Origin of the sequence: Microbacterium horticulturae, from assembly GCF_029094505.1 — a bacterium.
Classification (GTDB): domain Bacteria; phylum Actinomycetota; class Actinomycetes; order Actinomycetales; family Microbacteriaceae; genus Microbacterium; species Microbacterium horticulturae.
This window is the reverse complement of sequence record NZ_CP119108.1, coordinates 937,342-953,707: the sequence shown is the minus strand read 5'-3', so window position 1 is coordinate 953,707 and position 16,366 is coordinate 937,342. Positions and strand designations below refer to the sequence as shown.

The 16,366-nt window shown below is 67.6% G+C and carries 14 protein-coding genes; 5 read left to right on the top strand and 9 right to left on the bottom strand.

The features are described from left to right. Positions 1–17: 17 nt before the first annotated feature. Together tmk and topA are read right to left on the bottom strand one after the other, a co-directional pair. A complete protein-coding gene (tmk, locus tag PU630_RS04400) occupies positions 18–638 on the bottom strand; it encodes a dTMP kinase (protein WP_275279141.1) in 621 nt (206 codons plus the stop codon). Beyond that, on the bottom strand, positions 635–3,340 hold the full coding sequence (gene topA / locus PU630_RS04395) for a type I DNA topoisomerase (RefSeq protein WP_275279140.1): 2,706 nt from the start codon (positions 3,338–3,340) through the stop codon (positions 635–637). The genes tmk and topA overlap by 4 nt, the downstream gene beginning before the upstream one ends. A gap of 199 nt (positions 3,341–3,539) precedes the next feature. Here topA and PU630_RS04390 point away from each other — a divergent pair, with 199 nt between their 5' ends. After that, positions 3,540–4,088, top strand: coding sequence for a type 1 glutamine amidotransferase domain-containing protein (locus tag PU630_RS04390; RefSeq protein ID WP_275279138.1), 549 nt, complete (start codon positions 3,540–3,542; stop codon positions 4,086–4,088). 8 nt (positions 4,089–4,096) lie between these two features. Here the strand turns inward: PU630_RS04390 and PU630_RS04385 are convergent, their stop codons facing one another. From PU630_RS04385 to PU630_RS04365, 5 genes are read right to left on the bottom strand one after another with little or no spacing between them, the layout of a single operon-like run. Continuing rightward, positions 4,097–4,417: an Rv3654c family TadE-like protein gene (locus PU630_RS04385; protein WP_275279137.1), complete on the bottom strand. Its 321-nt coding sequence runs from the start codon at positions 4,415–4,417 to the stop codon at positions 4,097–4,099. A 37-nt stretch (positions 4,418–4,454) separates the two neighbouring features. After that, positions 4,455–4,793 (bottom strand): TadE family type IV pilus minor pilin, encoded by a 339-nt coding sequence (locus PU630_RS04380; protein ID WP_275279136.1) that lies wholly within the window; start codon positions 4,791–4,793, stop codon positions 4,455–4,457. Beyond that, positions 4,790–4,993 carry a DUF4244 domain-containing protein gene (locus tag PU630_RS04375; RefSeq protein WP_275279135.1) on the bottom strand — a complete coding sequence of 68 codons (204 nt, stop codon included), beginning with the start codon at positions 4,991–4,993 and terminating at the stop codon, positions 4,790–4,792. The genes PU630_RS04380 and PU630_RS04375 overlap by 4 nt, the downstream gene beginning before the upstream one ends. Positions 4,994–5,033: 40 nt before the next feature. Beyond that, positions 5,034–5,912 carry a type II secretion system F family protein gene (locus tag PU630_RS04370; protein WP_275279134.1) on the bottom strand — a complete coding sequence of 293 codons (879 nt, stop codon included), beginning with the start codon at positions 5,910–5,912 and terminating at the stop codon, positions 5,034–5,036. Continuing rightward, a complete protein-coding gene (locus PU630_RS04365) occupies positions 5,903–6,952 on the bottom strand; it encodes a TadA family conjugal transfer-associated ATPase (RefSeq protein WP_275279133.1) in 1,050 nt (349 codons plus the stop codon). Before PU630_RS04365 ends, PU630_RS04370 begins: the two co-directional genes overlap by 10 nt. Before the next feature lie 461 nt (positions 6,953–7,413). On the opposite strand from PU630_RS04365, the gene acs reads away from it, so the two are divergent. After that, on the top strand, positions 7,414–9,381 hold the full coding sequence (acs, locus tag PU630_RS04360) for an acetate--CoA ligase (RefSeq protein ID WP_275279132.1): 1,968 nt from the start codon (positions 7,414–7,416) through the stop codon (positions 9,379–9,381). Between the two features lie 147 nt (positions 9,382–9,528). On the opposite strand, the gene PU630_RS04355 is transcribed toward acs, so the two are convergent. After that, on the bottom strand, positions 9,529–9,987 hold the full coding sequence (locus PU630_RS04355) for a RidA family protein (RefSeq protein ID WP_275279131.1): 459 nt from the start codon (positions 9,985–9,987) through the stop codon (positions 9,529–9,531). Positions 9,988–9,989: 2 nt separating this feature from the next. Next, positions 9,990–10,208 (bottom strand): Sp36 family protein, encoded by a 219-nt coding sequence (gene sp36, locus PU630_RS04350; protein WP_275279130.1) that lies wholly within the window; start codon positions 10,206–10,208, stop codon positions 9,990–9,992. A 91-nt stretch (positions 10,209–10,299) separates the two neighbouring features. Here sp36 and PU630_RS04345 point away from each other — a divergent pair, with 91 nt between their 5' ends. The 3 genes from PU630_RS04345 to PU630_RS04335 all read left to right on the top strand — a co-directional run bounded on the left by PU630_RS04345 (position 10,300) and on the right by PU630_RS04335 (position 16,309). Then, positions 10,300–12,942: a transglycosylase domain-containing protein gene (locus PU630_RS04345; RefSeq protein ID WP_275279129.1), complete on the top strand. Its 2,643-nt coding sequence runs from the start codon at positions 10,300–10,302 to the stop codon at positions 12,940–12,942. Continuing rightward, complete coding sequence (locus tag PU630_RS04340; RefSeq protein WP_275279128.1) at positions 12,942–13,871, top strand: metallophosphoesterase; 930 nt, start codon at positions 12,942–12,944, stop codon at positions 13,869–13,871. The genes PU630_RS04345 and PU630_RS04340 overlap by 1 nt, the downstream gene beginning before the upstream one ends. Before the next feature lie 74 nt (positions 13,872–13,945). Beyond that, positions 13,946–16,309: a transglycosylase domain-containing protein gene (locus PU630_RS04335; protein WP_275279127.1), complete on the top strand. Its 2,364-nt coding sequence runs from the start codon at positions 13,946–13,948 to the stop codon at positions 16,307–16,309. Positions 16,310–16,366: the final 57 nt, after the last annotated feature.

The following is a 16,366-nucleotide window of genomic DNA, read 5'->3' as shown; positions in this document are numbered from 1 at the left end:
GCACCCGACACCGCGCGTCACGCCAGGCGCTCGGTCACGCGGACCCTCACGAGCTCGGCGATCCACTCGACCGGCTGCGCGGCATCCACCACCAGGAACCGTTCGGGTTCGGCCTCAGCCAGTCGCAGGAACGCCGCCCGCACCCGTGCGTGGAAGTCGGCTTTCTCGGCCTCGAGGCGGTCGAACGGCTTGTCGTCGGCGTCGAGGCGACGACGGGCATCGGCCTCGTCGAGGTCGAGCAGCACCGTGACGTCGGGCAGAAGCCCTTCGGTCGCCCACAGTGAGAGCCGGCGCACGTCGTCGGCGTCGAGCACGCGTCCGGCGCCCTGGTAGGCCACCGACGAGTCGAGATAGCGGTCCTGGATGACCACGCCCCCGCGCTCGAGAGCAGGCTGCACGACCGTCGCGATGTGATGCGCGCGATCGGCGGCGTACAGCAGGGCCTCGGCCCGCGGATCCACGTGCCCGCGATGGTGGAGCACGATGTCGCGGATGCGCTCGCCCACCTCGGTGCCGCCCGGCTCACGCGTGCGCACGACTTCGCGGCCGGCATCGCGCAGCCACTGCTCCAGGAGCGCGGCCTGCGTGGTCTTGCCGACGCCGTCGACGCCCTCGAACGTGACGAACAGGCCGGTCACTTCTTCTTCGCCGCGGTCGACTTCTTCGCGGCGGGCTTCTTGGCCGCGGGCTTGCGCTTGGCCGGTCCCTTCGCGCGCTTGTCGGCGAGCAGCTGCACAGCCCGGGCGAAGTCGACGGCCATCGCGTCTTCACCGCGCGGCACCGTGGCGTTGGTCTCACCGTCGGTGACATACGGGCCGAAGCGCCCGTCACGCAGCTTGATCGGCTTGCCGCTGACCGGATCGGCCTCGAACTCCTTGAGCGCGCTCGAGGCGCGTCGTGCGCCGTACTTGGGCTGCTTGTACCGCTCCAATGCCTCGTCGAGCGTGATGTCGAAAAGCTGCTGCTCGGAATCGAGCGTGCGCGAGTCGGTGCCCTTCTTCAGGTACGGACCGTACCGGCCGTTCTGCGCGGTGATCTCCTCGCCCGACTCGGGATCGGCGCCCACCACGCGCGGCAGCGACAGCAGCTTGAGCGCGTCTTCGAGGTCGATCGTGTCGACCGACATCGTCTTGAACAGCGACGCGGTGCGGGGCTTGGGCGCCGCGGCCTTCTTCGCGCTCTTCTTCGCGGACGTGGCAGGCTCGGTCACCTCGCCGGTCGCGGCATCCACCTCTTCGTCCGTCGGCGGATCGTTCTCTTGCACGTACGGGCCGTAGCGGCCATCCTTGACGACGATGACCTTGCCGTTGTCGGGGTTTTCTCCGAGCACGCGGTCGCCCGCAACGGGGGCGTCGATGAGTTCCTGTGCCTTGGCGGCCGTCAGCTCATCAGGTGCAAGCTCTTCGGGGATGTTCACCCGGCGCGGATCGGCGTCGGGATGCTCGGGGTCGATGACCTCGAGGTAGGGCCCGTATCGCCCGATGCGCAGCACGGCGTTATCGGTGACGCGCGTGGAGTTCAGCTCGCGGGCGTCGATGTCGCCGAGGTTGTCGACGATGGCGCGCAGACCGGTGTGGTCGCCGGAGCCGAAGTAGAAGTCCTTGAGCCAGTCGACGCGCTTTCGCTCGCCGCGGGCGATGGCGTCGAGATCGTCTTCGAGCGCCGCGGTGAAGTCGTAATCCACCAGCTCGGTGAAGTGCTGCTCGAGCAGCCGCACCACGCTGAATGCGACCCAGCTGGGCACGAGCGCCTGCCCGCGCTTGGTCACGTAGCCGCGAGCGATGATCGTGTCGATGATGCTCGCGAACGTCGAGGGGCGTCCGATGCCCTTCTCCTCCAGAGCCTTGACCAGCGACGCTTCGGTGTAGCGCGGCTTGGGGCTGGTGGCGTGGCCCTTCGGCTCGACGTCGCGGATGGCAAGCACGTCGCCGACAGCCATCTGGGGCAGCGCCTGGTCGTCATGCTTGTCGGCGTCGGACCGCTTCTCGTCCCGTCCCTCTTCGTACGCCTCGAGGAAGCCCTTGAAGGTGTAGACGGTGCCGGATGCCGTGAACTCGGCCTTCTTCTCGGCGAGCACGATCTCGAGTGTGACGGTGGTGGTCTCGTATGTCGCGTCGGACATCTGGCTGGCGACTGTGCGCTTCCAGATCAGGTCGTACAAGCGCAGCTCGTCGCGGTCGAGCGAGCCCGACACCGACGACGGCGTACGGAAATGCTCGCCGGAGGGGCGAATGGCCTCGTGGGCCTCCTGCGCGTTCTTGCTCTTGCTCTTGTACACCCGGGGGTTCAACGGCACGGCCTTGGGGCCGTACAGCTCCACGGCCTGCTCACGCGCGGCCTGCACGGCCTGCGTCGACAGCGCCGTGGAGTCGGTGCGCATATAGGTGATGTACCCCTTCTCATACAGACGCTGGGCCACGCTCATCGCGTGCTTCGCGCTCATCGAGAGCTTCCGCCCGGCCTCTTGCTGCATGGTCGAGGTGGTGAACGGTGCATAGGGGCGACGGGTGCCCGGCTTGGACTCCAGCTTGGTGACGGAGGCCTCTCCGGCGGTCGCGACCTCGTCGGCGAGCGCTCGGGCGGCCGCTTCGTCCAGCACGACGACGGCCTTCTTGAGTTTTCCGGCGTCGTCGAAGTCGGACCCGCGGGCGATCGACGCACCGCCCAGGCGGACGAGCTGGATGCCGAAGGCGTCCTTCTCCTTCGAGGCAGTGGCCGCGACATCCCAGTACGACGCGGAGACGAACGCGATGCGCTCACGTTCGCGATCGACGACCAGACGCGTGGCGGCCGACTGCACGCGGCCGGCCGACAGTCCCTGCTGCACCTTCAGCCAGAGGACCGGCGAGACGTCCCATCCGTAGAGCCGGTCGAGGATGCGACGGGTCTCCTGCGCGTCGACGAGGTTGAGGTCGAGCTCGCGCGTCTTGTCGACGGCGGCGCGGATCGCGTCCTTCGTGATCTCGTGGAACACCATGCGTTTGACGGGCACCTTGGGCTTGAGCGCCTCGAGGAGGTGCCACGCGATGGCCTCGCCCTCGCGGTCCTCATCAGTGGCGAGCAGGAGCTCGTCGCTTGTCTTGAGTGCGCGCTTGAGCTCGGCGACCGTCTTCTTGCCACGCTCCGACTCGACGTAGTACGGCGAGAAGTCGTTCTCGATGTCGATCGAGTAGCGCCCCACCGAGGTCTTCTTCAGCTCAGCCGGAATCGCCTTGCGATCGGCGAGATCGCGGATGTGACCGACAGAGCTGAGCACCTCGTAGCCGTCGCCCAGGTATCCCTGGATCGACTTCATCTTCGTCGGGGACTCGACGATGACGAGCTTCTTACCGTGTGCCAAAGGGGTGGTCCTTTCTTCGAAGCACACCATACACACAGATTCCTGAGTGCGGCGCCGCTTTCATCTCAGGCGGAGAGGTCTACACGCGCGTGCGACGTCGAGCCCGGCTAGCACGTCGAGAGCATCCTGACCACCCCCTTCACCGCTCGGAGAGCCTGCCCAGACCCTGGGCGGGAGAGCAAGAGAAGGGATATGCATCATGGCACAGTTGACCGACCGGACCGTCGCGTTCCTCGCCACCGATGGATTCGAGGACGCGGAACTGACCAGCCCGTGGGACGCGCTGACCGCGGCCGGGGCGTCCGCGACGATGATCGCCCCCGACGGCGATGAGATCACAGGAAAGAACGGCCACGTGCAGGCCGTCGATCTGCACGCCGAGCAGGCCCACGCCGACGACTTCGACGCGCTGGTGCTGCCGGGCGGCGTCGTCAACGCCGATCACCTGCGCATGGATCAGCCGTCCGTCGACTTCGTGCGCGACTTCTTCGCGCAGCACAAGCCGGTCGCAGTGATCTGCCACGGGCCCTGGATCCTGATCGAGGCCGGCGTCGTCGAGGGGCGCACCCTCACGAGCTACCCGAGCCTGCGCACCGATCTGCGCAACGCCGGTGCCACGTGGGTCGACCAAGAGGTCGTCGTCGACCAGGGTCTCGTCTCCAGTCGCACGCCCGACGACCTGCCTGCGTTCAACGCGAAGGCCATCGAGGAGGTCGCCGAGGGCTCGCACTCCGGCCAGACGCCTTGACCGAGCGCTCATTCTCCCGGCGGCCCCGCGCGGGCCGTCGCCGTGGCTGTGACGGCGCCGAACGGCACCGCCACCGTCACCGTCGCGATAAGACCGTCCACGGCGCACGAGGTCACGGCCGCACCGCCGGCGGCTGCGACGCGCGCCGCCAACTCGCAGGGCACGCCGAAAGCCACACCCGACGCGCCGTCGGCGGCCGCCAGCGCCGCGGCATCGGCGGCGTCGGCGGCGCGCTGCGACTGCACGGCGGCAGCACCTACCGTCGCCAGCCCCATGGTCAGGGCGGCGGCACAGCCGATCGCCCCCACCGCGAGGATGCTCCCGGCCATCAGGCGACGGTTTCCGCGCCGCTCCGACGAGCGAGCATCACAGTCCCCCGGCCAACGCGCACGAGTCGGCGTGCAGCGTGACCGGCACGAGCGGCACACCCGCCGGGGCCGAGGCCTGCACGCACACGAGATCGTCGCGGTGGCTGACCGCGGTGCTCGCGCCCGCCACGGCCGCTCCCACCGCTGCCGACGCCCTCGACACCGGCTCGCCACGTGCTACAAGACGCGCGGCATCGGCCGCGGCATCCTGCAACCGCACCTGACGGCCGCATGCGCCCAGCACAGCCGCACCCAGCACGAGCACCAGCACGACGGCCGGGAGGACGACCGCGAACTCGGCGGTCACCGAGCCGCGGTCGCCCCACCGGGTGCTCATGAGACCGTGAGCGCGCGGCGGACAAGGTCGGTGAGGATGCCGCGGACCTCGTCTGAGCGCATGATCACGACCAGCAGCCCCGCGAAGGCCACCGCCGCCATCGTCGCAATGGCGTACTCGGCGGTCGCAGCCCCGACGTCGTCGGCCTCGTCCAGGAACAGCCGCTCGGCGCGCCGGCGGGTGAGGGTGGGGATACTCATGGCGTTCTCCTTATAGATAGGGATGGATGGGCACGTTCGTTCACAGCGACAAGGGCGTGGTCGACAGCACGCTGAGCAGCATGGGCGCGACGCCCAGCAGCAGGAAGGCCGGCAGCGTGCACACGCCCAGCGGCACGAGCAGCGACGACGAGAGTCGCGCCGCGCGCATCCGCCCGTCGGTGCGCGCGCGGTGCCGCGCGAGCCCCGCGGCCGCCCGCAGCAGTTCGGCCGCCGGCACGCCGGCGCTGTGGGAAAGGGTCAGGATGCCGCGGGTCTCGTCATCGGGTTGGACGGCGCCGGCCGCCCTCACGAGCTCCGTCGCGCGGTCCAGCGACACACCGCCAGACAGCGCGATCGCCATCAGGTCGGCGCCGAGTCCGGCGACGGCCTCGTCGGGATCGGCGCGCCGCACGAGACGCGTGTTCCAGCGATGCGCGGCCAGGATGAGGCCGACGCCGCCCAGCGCGCATCCGATGCCGATCGGATTGGTGGCGAGGGTGCGCAGCGTGTCGAACCCGAGCGCGGCACCGAGGGCGACGGCCACGAGCGGCAGCCAAGACATGAGCCTTGCCGTACCGGCCGGCTCGGCAAGGGCGATGCGCACCTCGTCTCGGGTCCGTGCCGCATCTTGCAGGGCCGCGGCGATGCCGCGCAGACTCTCGGCCAGCGGCGCTCCCACGGTCTCGGCGATGCGCCAGGCCGCAGCCACGTCGCCCCACCCGGCAAGCGCACCGATCGCCGAGGGCACGTCGCCGCCGGCACCCAGCTTCGCGGCGACCACGGCTGCTGCGGCATCCCCCGCCTCCGCGAGGTACCGCCACGCATCGGCCGGCGCGACTCCTGCCTGCAGCAGGACGGCGAGGCGCAGCACCGTGCCGGCATCGGCACGTGCGGGGGCGGCGGCGTGCTTCAGTCCCATGGCAGCTCTTGGATCGCGAGACGCCCGTCGCGCACCACAGGCCTGCCGGCGCCGGCGACCCGACGCACGCCGTCACGGCCGCGGTGCAGGTGGATGACGCAGCCGATGGCGCTCGCCACCTGGCGAGCCAGCGCGATGTCACCGAGGCCGGCGAGCGCGCCGAGGGCCTCCAGCCGGGCGGGCACATCGGCGAGGCTGTTCGCATGGAGAGTGCCCGCGCCGCCGTCATGTCCGGTGTTCAGCGCGCTCAGCAGCTCACGGACCTCTTCGCCGCGACACTCGCCCACGACGAGCCGATCGGGTCTCATGCGCAGGGCCTCTCGCACCAGCCGCGCCAGTCCCACCCCACCGGCGCCCTCGAGGTTGGCCTGCCGGGCCTCGAGCGACACGTGGTGCGGGTGGTCTGGGGCGAGCTCGGCCACGTCTTCGATGGTCACGATGCGCTCGTTGCGCGGCACGAGCGAGAGCATCGCCGACAGCAGCGTGGTCTTGCCGGTGCCGGCGCCGCCGGTGATCAACAGGTTCTCGCGCGCCGCGATGAGCTGTTCGAGCCGCGCATGCCCTGCGGCGTCGACGGCACCGGCATGTACCAGCCCGGCGAGATCCAGCCGCGTGCGCCGCGGGATGCGGATCGAGATGAGCGTGCCCCGGCGCGCGACCGGCGGCAGCACGGCGTGGACGCGCATCCCGCCTTCGAGCCGCACGTCGACGGCGGGATGCGCGTCGTCGATGTGCCGTCCACCGAGTCCTATCAGCGCAACGGCAAGCTCTCGCACATCCGACTCACCGGCTCGCCAGCGGACCGCACGCTCCGCGCCGTTCCCGCGATCGACGAACAGACCAGATGCCCCGTTCACGAACAGGTCGGTGACCGCGGCGTCGTCGAGGAACTCGGCCAGTGGTGCGAGCGCGGTCGGCCATTCGTGCTCCCGTGCCGGCACGGCCCTCGCTGCCAAGGCGGCGGCCTCGCGTTGGTCCGGCAGACGCCCGGGCACGCCGGTGGTCCCGCGACGGGGACGGACGACGAACGGCTCAGGCATGCGTCGAATGTAGGCAGCGCGACGGCCACCGCGGGTGCCGGTTCCCGACATCCGTGGACAACTCGCGCGACACCCCCGCCTGGGGAGGAACCGACGCGCAGTGCGCGTGGCGCATCGTCGGTCGATGCCGCTCATCGACGGCGGGAGAAAATGAGGGCGGCATCCCATGGGGGGAATGGGATGCCGCCACGCGCAGCACCGCAATCGGGGGGGTGGTCGGGTGCCGCAATGCCAGAATCGAATGTTCGGCCGAGGATGAGCATACGCACTTTCTGCGTGCCTGCCAAACAAATCCAGCCGACGCATGACGATATATCAGGTTCCGATTTCCTCATCTCGCAGGCTGGACAACGACACCGACCACCCACTATCGGAGGTAGTCGCTTCCAGACGCGCGGAGTAGATTGACCGCGGCCCGGTTGCACGTCACCGGATGACTGTCCCTCGCAAAGGAGCGCACTATGAGCAGTACCATCGACCATCTCCTCGACGAAGAACGTCAGTTCGCACCGTCACCCGAGTTCGCCGCCCAGGCCAACGGCACCGCCGACCTCTATGAGCGCGCTGCCGCCGACCGCGAGGGCTTCTGGGCCGACCAGGCGCGCGAGCTGCTGCACTGGCACAAGCCGTTCACGCAGGTTCTGGACCGGTCGAACGCGCCGTTCGCGAAGTGGTTCGACGACGGAGAGCTGTCGGTGGCCTACAACTGCCTCGATCGTCACGTCGAGGCGGGCAACGGCGACCGCGTCGCGCTGCTGTTCGAAGGCGAGCCCGGCGACGAGCGCCGCATCACCTACGCCGAACTGACCCGCGAGGTCAAGAAGGCCGCCAACGCACTCGAGGGGCTGGGTATCGGTCATGGCGACCGCGTCGCCATCTACATGCCGCTGATCCCGGAAGCGGTCATCGCCATGCTCGCCTGTGCGCGCATCGGTGCTATCCACTCCGTCGTGTTCGGCGGGTTCTCGGCCGACAGTCTGCGCTCGCGGGTGGATGACGCGGCCGCCCGTGTCGTGATCACGGCCGACGGCGGCTACCGCAAGGGCAAGGTCTCGGCGCTCAAGCCCGCCGTCGACCAGGCGCTCGCCGACCGCGGGAACGGCGCGCAGGAGACCGTCGAGCACGTGCTCGTGGTCAAGCGCGGCGGCAACGACGTCGACTGGGACGACGAGCGCGATCTGTGGTGGCACGACACGGTCGACAATGCGTCCGACGAGCATGAGGCGCCCGCCTTCCCCGCCGAGAACCCGCTGTACATCCTGTACACCTCGGGCACGACGGGAAAACCCAAGGGCGTCATCCACACTTCCGGCGGCTACCTCACACAGGCTGCCTTCACGAACAAGTACACGCTCGACATCCACCCGGAGTCGGACGTCTTCTGGTGCACCGCCGACATCGGCTGGGTCACCGGTCACACCTACGTCGTCTACGGGCCGCTCGCGCTCGGCGCGACGCAGGTCATCTACGAGGGCACGCCCGAGTTTCCGCAACCAGGCCGCTGGTGGGACATCGTCGAGAAGTACGGTGTGTCGATCCTCTACACCGCGCCCACTGCGATCCGCTCGTTCATGAAGCAGGGCCGGCAGATTCCGCAGGAGCGCGACCTGTCGAGCCTGCGCCTGCTCGGCTCGGTCGGCGAGCCGATCAACCCCGAGGCGTGGGTCTGGTACCGCGACATCATCGGTCACGGCGAGACCCCGATCGTCGACACGTGGTGGCAGACCGAGACCGGTGCCACGATGGTCGCCGCCCTGCCCGGCGTCACGGCGACCAAGCCGGGCTCGGCCCAGGTGCCGCTGCCGGGCATCCTCGTCGACGTGGTCGATGAAAGCGGACAGCCGGTGGCGAACGGCAACGGCGGCCTGCTGGTGGTCACCGCCCCGTGGCCGTCGATGCTGCGCGGTGTCTGGGGCGACCCGGAGCGGTTCAAAGAGACCTACTGGGCCAAGTTCGCCGAGCAGGGCTACTACTTCGCCGGCGACGGAGCCCGCAAGGACGAGGACGGCGACATCTGGCTGCTCGGTCGCGTGGACGACGTCATGAACGTGTCGGGCCACCGCCTGTCGACGACAGAGATCGAGTCATCGCTGGTCGCTCACGAGGCCACCGCCGAGGCTGCCGTGGTCGGCGCGAAGGACGAGACGACCGGCGAGGCCGTCGTCGCGTTCGTGATCCTCAAGGAGAGCTATCTGTCCGCGCACACGCCCGAAGGACTCGCGGTGCAGCTGCGGTCGTGGGTCAGTGAGCAGATCGGTCCGATCGCTCGCCCGCGCGACATCTACATCGTCAGCGAACTGCCCAAGACCCGCTCGGGCAAGATCATGCGCCGCCTGCTGCGAGACGTCGCCGACGGCAAGGAGGTCGGCGACACGACGACGCTGGCCGACACTGCGGTCATGAGCGTTATCTCGGCACAGGTGAAGTAAGCCGCGCGACACACGCGAAGGGCCGGTGCCGGGAATTCCCCGGGCACCGGCCCTTCGCGCTCTCGTGCGGCCCCCCGCGTACGCCCCGCGTGAGAATTTCGCGAAAGCAGGTGGATATGCCGCGAGCGAGGGCTGCGGTCGGCCGCCCTATACGAACGAGAAGATGACCTCGACCTCGACGGGCGAGTCCAGCGGCAGCACGGGGGCCGCGACGGCCGAGCGTGCATGGCGGCCGGCCTCGCCGAACACCTGGCCCAGCAACTCGCTCGCGCCATTGATGACGCCGGGCTGGCCGGTGAAGTCGGGGGTGGATGCCACGAACCCGACGACCTTCACGACGCCGGTGAGTCGGTCGACCCCGCCGACGGCGTCCGCGGCCGCGGCGATAGCGTTCAGCGCCGACTGGCGCGCATAGGAGGCGGCGTCGTCGGCCGACACCTCTGCCCCGACCTTGCCGGTCGCGGGCAGCGCCCCGCCCGACATCGGCAGCTGGCCGGAGGTGTAGACGAGGTCACCGTGCACGACGGCGGGAATGTACGCCGCCACGGGTGGGACGACGTCGGGCAGCTCGATGCCCAGGTCGGCGAGCGTCTGCGAAACGGTCATGATCAGTTCCCCCCGAACCGACGCGCGGCGTCGGCCGCGGCATCCAATCCCGCATTCGCCGACGAACCGTCGGCGACCGGGCGCTTGAAGTAGGCGACGAGACCGCCCTCGGGGCCGGGGACGACCTGCACGAGCTCCCAGCCCTGCTTGCCCCAGTTGTTCAGGATGGCGGCGGTGTTGTGGATCACCAGCGGTGTGGTGAGGTATTCCCAGGCGGTCATCGCGACGCGGGCTCCTTCGGCAGGGGGTCACAGGATTCACGACGGAGACTCCTGGAGGCATCGCCCAGATATCTCCTTTACGATCAACCCTATGCCCCACTCGAAACGCAAGGCATCCGGCGTGCTCGGCGGCGTCCTCGGCCTCATCGGCCTGAGCGCTGTCGCCGGTGTCCTGATCACGGCGACCGTCACCCCCGCCGTCGCCGTCACCAGTGCCGCTGCCACCGGCGCGATCGACATGTTCAACAACCTGCCGAGCGTCTTGCAGATCGACAAGCTGATCCTGCCGTCGAAGATCTACTACACCGACGACAAGGGCAAGAACACCCTGATGGCGACGTATTACGACCAGAACAGGTCGCCGGTCACCTTCAAGCAGGTGAACACGGTGATGTATGACGCACTGCTCTCGAGCGAAGACCCCCGCTACTACGAGCACGGCGGCATCGATCTCATCGGCACGACCCGCGCGCTGATCTCGAACATCAAGGGCGGTTCGCAGACCCAGGGCGGGTCATCGATCAGCCAGCAGTACGTCAAGAACGTGCAGTTGAACAAGTGCTACTGGTCGGCCACGACCGACAAAGAGCTGAACGCCTGCTGGTTGAAGGCCAGTGACAGCAGCGGCGCAGACGGCTATGAGCGCAAGCTGCAGGAGATGCGCTACGCCATCTCGCTCGAGCAGAAGTACTCGAAGAACGACATCCTGGTCGGCTATCTGAACCTCGCGAACTTCGGCGGCACGACGTACGGCATCGAGGCCGCCGCGTGGCACTACTTCGGCGTGCACGCGAAGGATCTGAACCTCTCGCAGGCATCGACGCTCGCGGGCATGGTGCAGAACCCGAACACATACCGCATCGACATGGAGGGCGGTTCGGTCACCGACTCCGACGGCAACGGCGTCAACTCCAAGAAGGACGGCTACAAGCTCACCAAGCAGCGGCAGACCTACGTCTTGGACCGCATGCTCAAGGACGGCAAGATCACCCAGAAGCAGCACGACGAAACCGTCAAGGCGCCGATCGAACCCCACATCAAGGTGGCCAAGAACGGCTGCGCGGCCGGTTCGGCAGCCTACTTCTGCGCCTACGTGACGGCGGTTCTCAAGCAGGACCCGGATATCGGCGCCGACCTCCTGCAGAAGGGTGGTCTCAAGATCTACACCACGCTGGATCCGGCCGTGCAGAAGGCCGCCCAGAAGGCACAGGACGACTGGATCCCTTCCTACCAAGACAACATGGACCTCGGCTCAACCTCGGTGAGCGTCGAGGTCTCGACCGGACGGGTTCTGGCGATGGCGCAGAACACCGACTACGTCTCCAGCGGCAAGGCCAAGAAGGGCGAATCGTCGGTCGTCTACGCCGGTAGCAGCAAGCTCGGCGGTTCCATCGGCTTCAATGCTGGATCGACGTTCAAGCTGTTCACCCTCCTGGACTGGCTCGAGCAGGGCAAATCCGTCAACCAGATCGTGGACGGCCGCAAGTACAACCGCACCGATTGGAAGGACAGCTGCGTCGACGGCGGCACGGTGCATGTCAACGACGGCGACATCCCGAACTACAACAAGGAGCGGGGTGTGTTCGGCACGCCCATGTCGTTCACCAAGCAGTCGCTGAATACGGGGTTCATGGGTATGGCGCAGCAGCTGGATCTCTGCGACATCGGAAAGGTCGCCACCCGGCTCGGTGTCACGCTGGGCAACGGCAAGCCGGTCGGCCTGGCCACCGACGGCTCCGACCCGGACAACCCTCCGCTGCCGGCAGAGATCATCGGCTCCGATAACGTTTCGCCGCTGGCGATGGCCGCGGCATACGCGACCGTCGCGAACAAGGGTAAGTACTGCGAGCCGAAGGTCATCGACAAGATCACCGATTCTTCGGGGAAGGACGTGCCGGTCCCCGACACCACGTGCGAGCAGGTGCTCGACGAGAACGTCGCGGCGACGGCCGCGTATGCGCTCAAGGGGCCGCTGTCGCAAGGCGGCTCGGGGGCGCAGGGCAACCCGAACGACGGCACCGAGTTGATCGGCAAGACGGGTACCCACAACAACCTGCAGACATGGCTGATCACTTCGAGCACCAAGGTGACAACGGCAAACTGGGTCGGCAACGCCGACGGCGGCTACCACACGACGCCCGACATCTTCCACCGGTACTACAAGTACTATCAGCTCTCCAGCCTGCGATATCCGCTGGCACGGCAGATCCAGGGTGCCATCGACAAGATCTATAAGGGTGGTTCGTTCCCACAGCCCGATTCGTCCCTGACCCGACAGGTGCTCGTGAACCTCCCCTCGGTGGTCGGCATGTCGATCGATGACGCCACGAAGACGCTGACGGATGCCGGCTTCCAGGTGAAGGTCGGCAAGGAGGTCGACTCGACCGTGGAGAAGGGCAAGGTCGCTGAGCAGAGCCCCGAAGCCGGCAAGACGGCCGGCGGCAGCCTGGTGACGCTGAGTCCGAGCAACGGTGAGGGCCTGGAAGTGCCCGGCGTCGCCGGGCAGGCACCCGCGCAGGCGGTGGCCTCTCTGCGGGCTGCAGGGTTCAGCAATGTGACCGCGGCGTGCACGCAGAAGGACGACGGGTCGGGTCTGGTCACCGGCACCTCGCCGGGCGAGGGCACCGCCGTCAGCCGCGACGCCGCCATCACCGTGAACTACGAAGCCGACGACTGCGGCGGGCGCCCCGGTGACAGCGGCGGCCCCGGCAACGGCAACGGCCGCGGCAACTGATGGCGAGTCCCTCGTCAGCGCGCGCCGCCCTCACCGTGCTCGGCACGGTGGGGGCGGTCGGCGTCGGCGCCGCCGTCTGGGGCGTCGGCATCGAACGTCACCTCTACACCGTGCGCCGACATGAGCTGCGCCTCCTCCCCCACGGCGCGCGGGCCCTTCGTGTGCTGCACCTCTCCGATGCGCACATGGCGCCCTGGCAGCACCGCAAGCAGCGCTGGATCGCTTCCCTCGCGGCGCTGGAGCCCGACGTCATCGTGAACACCGGCGACAACATCGGGCACGCCGAGGGGCTCGACGGCGTGCGCACCGCGTTCGCACCGTTCCGCGGCATCCCCGGTGTCTTCGTCCATGGGTCGAATGACCTCGTCGCGCCGGCACCGCGCAACCCGCTCAAGTACTTCCTCGGGCCTTCCGAACACGTGCCGCACGCGACGAACCTCGATCCGGAGGCCCTCGATTCGTTCCTGCGCGACGACCTCGGCTGGTCAGATCTGAACAACGCGGCCGCCACACTGACGGTGGGCGGAACGCGCATCGACGCCTTCGGTGTCAGCGACGCGCATCGCGACTGGGATCGGTTGGATGACCTGCCCGACGCCATCGCCGGGCTCGGCTCGGGCGCCGACCTCAGCTGGGGCGTCACTCATGCGCCCTACCGCCGTGTGCTCGACAGGTTCACGGATCTGGGCGCCGATGTCCTCTTCGGCGGCCACACCCACGGCGGACAGGTGCGCGTCCCCTTCTCATCGAAGGCACTCGTGGCCAACTGCGACATCCCCCTCGACCAGGCGCGCGGCCTGTCTCGCTGGACGCACGGCGGACGCACCGTGCCCCTGAACGTGAGCGCGGGTATCGGCCACTCGATCTACGCTCCGGTGCGCTTCGGCTGCCGCCCCGAGGCGTCGCTGATCACGCTCCTGCCGCGGTGACACTCGGCGCGGCATCCACCTGATGCTCAGCAAGCCGTCATAGCGTCGCTACCGTGCGCAGAGAGTGGCCGGAAATGAAACGGACTGTCGGCGGGATCGTCGGCGGTCTGCTCGGGCTTGTCGCGCTCGGCGTGGTCGCCGGCCTGCTGGTGAGCATGTCGCTGACTCCGGCCCTCGCGATTGCAGGAGTGAGCGCGAGCAGCGCCATCACGACCTTCGACAACCTGCCCAGCAAGCTGAAGATCGCCAAACTGCAGCTGCCCACCACGATCTATGCGAAGGATCCGAAGACCGGCAAGGAGAAGGAACTCACCCGGTACTACGACCAGAACCGCATTCCCGTCACGTGGAAGGAGATCGCGCCGGTCATGTACGACGCGATCCTCTCCAGCGAAGACCCGCGCTTCTACAGCGAGGGCGGCATCGACCTGACGGGGACGGCCCGCGCGCTCCTGTCGAACATCCGGGGCGACAGCGACATCCAGGGCGGATCGACGATCAGCCAGCAGTACGTGAAGAACGTGCTCGTGCAGGACTGCTACAACGGCGTCGAGGACGAGAAGGACCTCACCAAGAAGCAGAAGCAGAAGAAGATCGAGGAGTGCTACAGCCAGGCCACGAACGACCAGGGCTCGGAGGGTTACGCGCGCAAGCTGCAGGAGATGCGCTACGCCATTGCGCTGACGCAGCGGTACTCCAAGAACGACATTCTGATCGGGTATCTCAACATCGCCAACTTCGGCGGCGTGACGTACGGCATCGAGGCGGCTGCCGAATACTACTTCGGCGTGCATGCCAAGGACCTGAGCTTGACGCAGGCGGCGACGCTGGCCGGCATGGTGCAGAACCCGAACACGTACCGCATCGACATGACGAAGGGTTCTGTGACCGATGCCGACGGCAAGGCCGTCAATTCGAAGAAGGACGGCTACAAGCTGACCAAGCAGCGCCAGTTGTACGTGCTGGGGCGCATGCATCTTGAGGGCAAGATCACCGACGCGCAGTACAACGACGCGGTGAAGGCGCCTATCACACCTCACATCACGGCTCCCAAGACGGGGTGCGGCGTCACCGACGCGCCTTACTTCTGCGAGTACGTCACCTCGATCATCCGCACCGACCCGGCATTCGGGAAGACGCGCGACGATCGGGAGCAGGCCCTGCGCCAGGGCGGTCTGAACGTCTACACGACGCTCGACTGGCACCTGCAGAAGGTCGCGCAGCGCACGGTGTCGAAGTACGCACCGAAGAAGGTGAGCGGTTTCACCTACGGATCGACGATCGTCAACGTGCAGCCCTCGACGGGGGCGATCATGTCGATCGCGCAGAACACGAAGTACAACAGCGTGAAGGCGTCCGCCGGTGAGACCTCGATCGTGTATGCGGGCGACCACAACCAGGGAAACACGAACGGGTTCCCCGCCGGTTCATCGTTCAAACTGTTCACGCTGCTGGCGTGGCTGCAGTCGGGACATTCGCTCAACGAGGTCGTCAACGGCACGGTCCGCGTCATCCCGAGCCTGAAGAACTCGTGTCAAGGTAACTGGACGAACGACGGTCGCGTGATCGTCGGCAACTACCGAAACGAGGCGGGCGTGTACAGCACACCGCTCAAGTTCACCGAGGAGTCGCTGAACTCGGGGTACTTCGGCATGGCTGCGGAGATCGACCTGTGCAAGGCGGCGAAGGATGCTGAAGCGCTGGGCGTCACGTATGCGAACGGCAAGACCGTCCAGATGACGACGCAGACTTCTGTCATCGGGAACACGGCTTACGGCGTCTCCCCCATCGCCATGGCCGGCGCGTACGCGGCGATCGCGAACCATGGGGAGTTCTGCAAGCCCTACGTCATCTCGAAGGTCACCGACGCGTCGGGCAAGGAGCTGGCCGCCCCCGACCACAGCTGCAAGCAGATCATCGACCCCAAGATTGCGGCCACCGCCGAGTATGCCCTGCAGACCGTCATGCACCCCGGCGGTACCGCCGCGATCGCAAACCCCAACGACGGAACCAAGCTGTTCGGCAAGACGGGAACGAATGAGGGCAACCAGACATGGCTGATCACGTCGAGCACGGCGATGACTTCGCTGGTGTGGTCGGGCGTGGTCGACGCCGGATCTATGGCGCTGGACAAGATCGACCTGTTCCACTACTGGTACAAGGGCGTGGATCTCGCCGACATCCGCTACGCGATGTCTAAGAGCATCCAGAGCGCGGCTGACGACTACTACCCGGGCAAGGCACTGGACCAGCCGGACAAGAAGCTGCTCGTCTACTCCAACCCCTACTACGTGGCACCGCCGCCCAAGAAGAAGGATGACGGCGACAAGGGATCCGACAAAGACAAGGGCTCTGACAAGGGATCCGACAAGGGCTCGGGCGGCGACAAGGGGTCGGGTGACTCCGGCGGCGGCAAGGGACACGGCGACCACGGCTGACGCACGGACCGCCCGAACCGGTCTCCTCGATTTCAGCCCCAGGCCCTGTTCGGGGTA

Excerpts from the sequence above, each read along its gene's own strand:
- PU630_RS04390 (WP_275279138.1), top strand. The coding sequence starts at position 3,540 with ATGGCACAGTTGACCGACCGGACCGTCGCGTTCCTCGCCACCGATGGA.
- PU630_RS04355 (WP_275279131.1), bottom strand. The coding sequence starts at position 9,987 with ATGACCGTTTCGCAGACGCTCGCCGACCTGGGCATCGAGCTGCCCGAC.
- acs (WP_275279132.1), top strand. The coding sequence starts at position 7,414 with ATGAGCAGTACCATCGACCATCTCCTCGACGAAGAACGTCAGTTCGCA.
- sp36 (WP_275279130.1), bottom strand. The coding sequence starts at position 10,208 with ATGACCGCCTGGGAATACCTCACCACACCGCTGGTGATCCACAACACC.
- PU630_RS04365 (WP_275279133.1), bottom strand. The coding sequence starts at position 6,952 with ATGCCTGAGCCGTTCGTCGTCCGTCCCCGTCGCGGGACCACCGGCGTG.
- PU630_RS04380 (WP_275279136.1), bottom strand. The coding sequence starts at position 4,793 with ATGAGCACCCGGTGGGGCGACCGCGGCTCGGTGACCGCCGAGTTCGCG.
- PU630_RS04340 (WP_275279128.1), top strand. The coding sequence starts at position 12,942 with ATGGCGAGTCCCTCGTCAGCGCGCGCCGCCCTCACCGTGCTCGGCACG.
- PU630_RS04385 (WP_275279137.1), bottom strand. The coding sequence starts at position 4,417 with ATGGCCGGGAGCATCCTCGCGGTGGGGGCGATCGGCTGTGCCGCCGCC.
- PU630_RS04335 (WP_275279127.1), top strand. The coding sequence starts at position 13,946 with ATGAAACGGACTGTCGGCGGGATCGTCGGCGGTCTGCTCGGGCTTGTC.
- PU630_RS04370 (WP_275279134.1), bottom strand. The coding sequence starts at position 5,912 with ATGGGACTGAAGCACGCCGCCGCCCCCGCACGTGCCGATGCCGGCACG.
- PU630_RS04345 (WP_275279129.1), top strand. The coding sequence starts at position 10,300 with ATGCCCCACTCGAAACGCAAGGCATCCGGCGTGCTCGGCGGCGTCCTC.
- PU630_RS04375 (WP_275279135.1), bottom strand. The coding sequence starts at position 4,993 with ATGAGTATCCCCACCCTCACCCGCCGGCGCGCCGAGCGGCTGTTCCTG.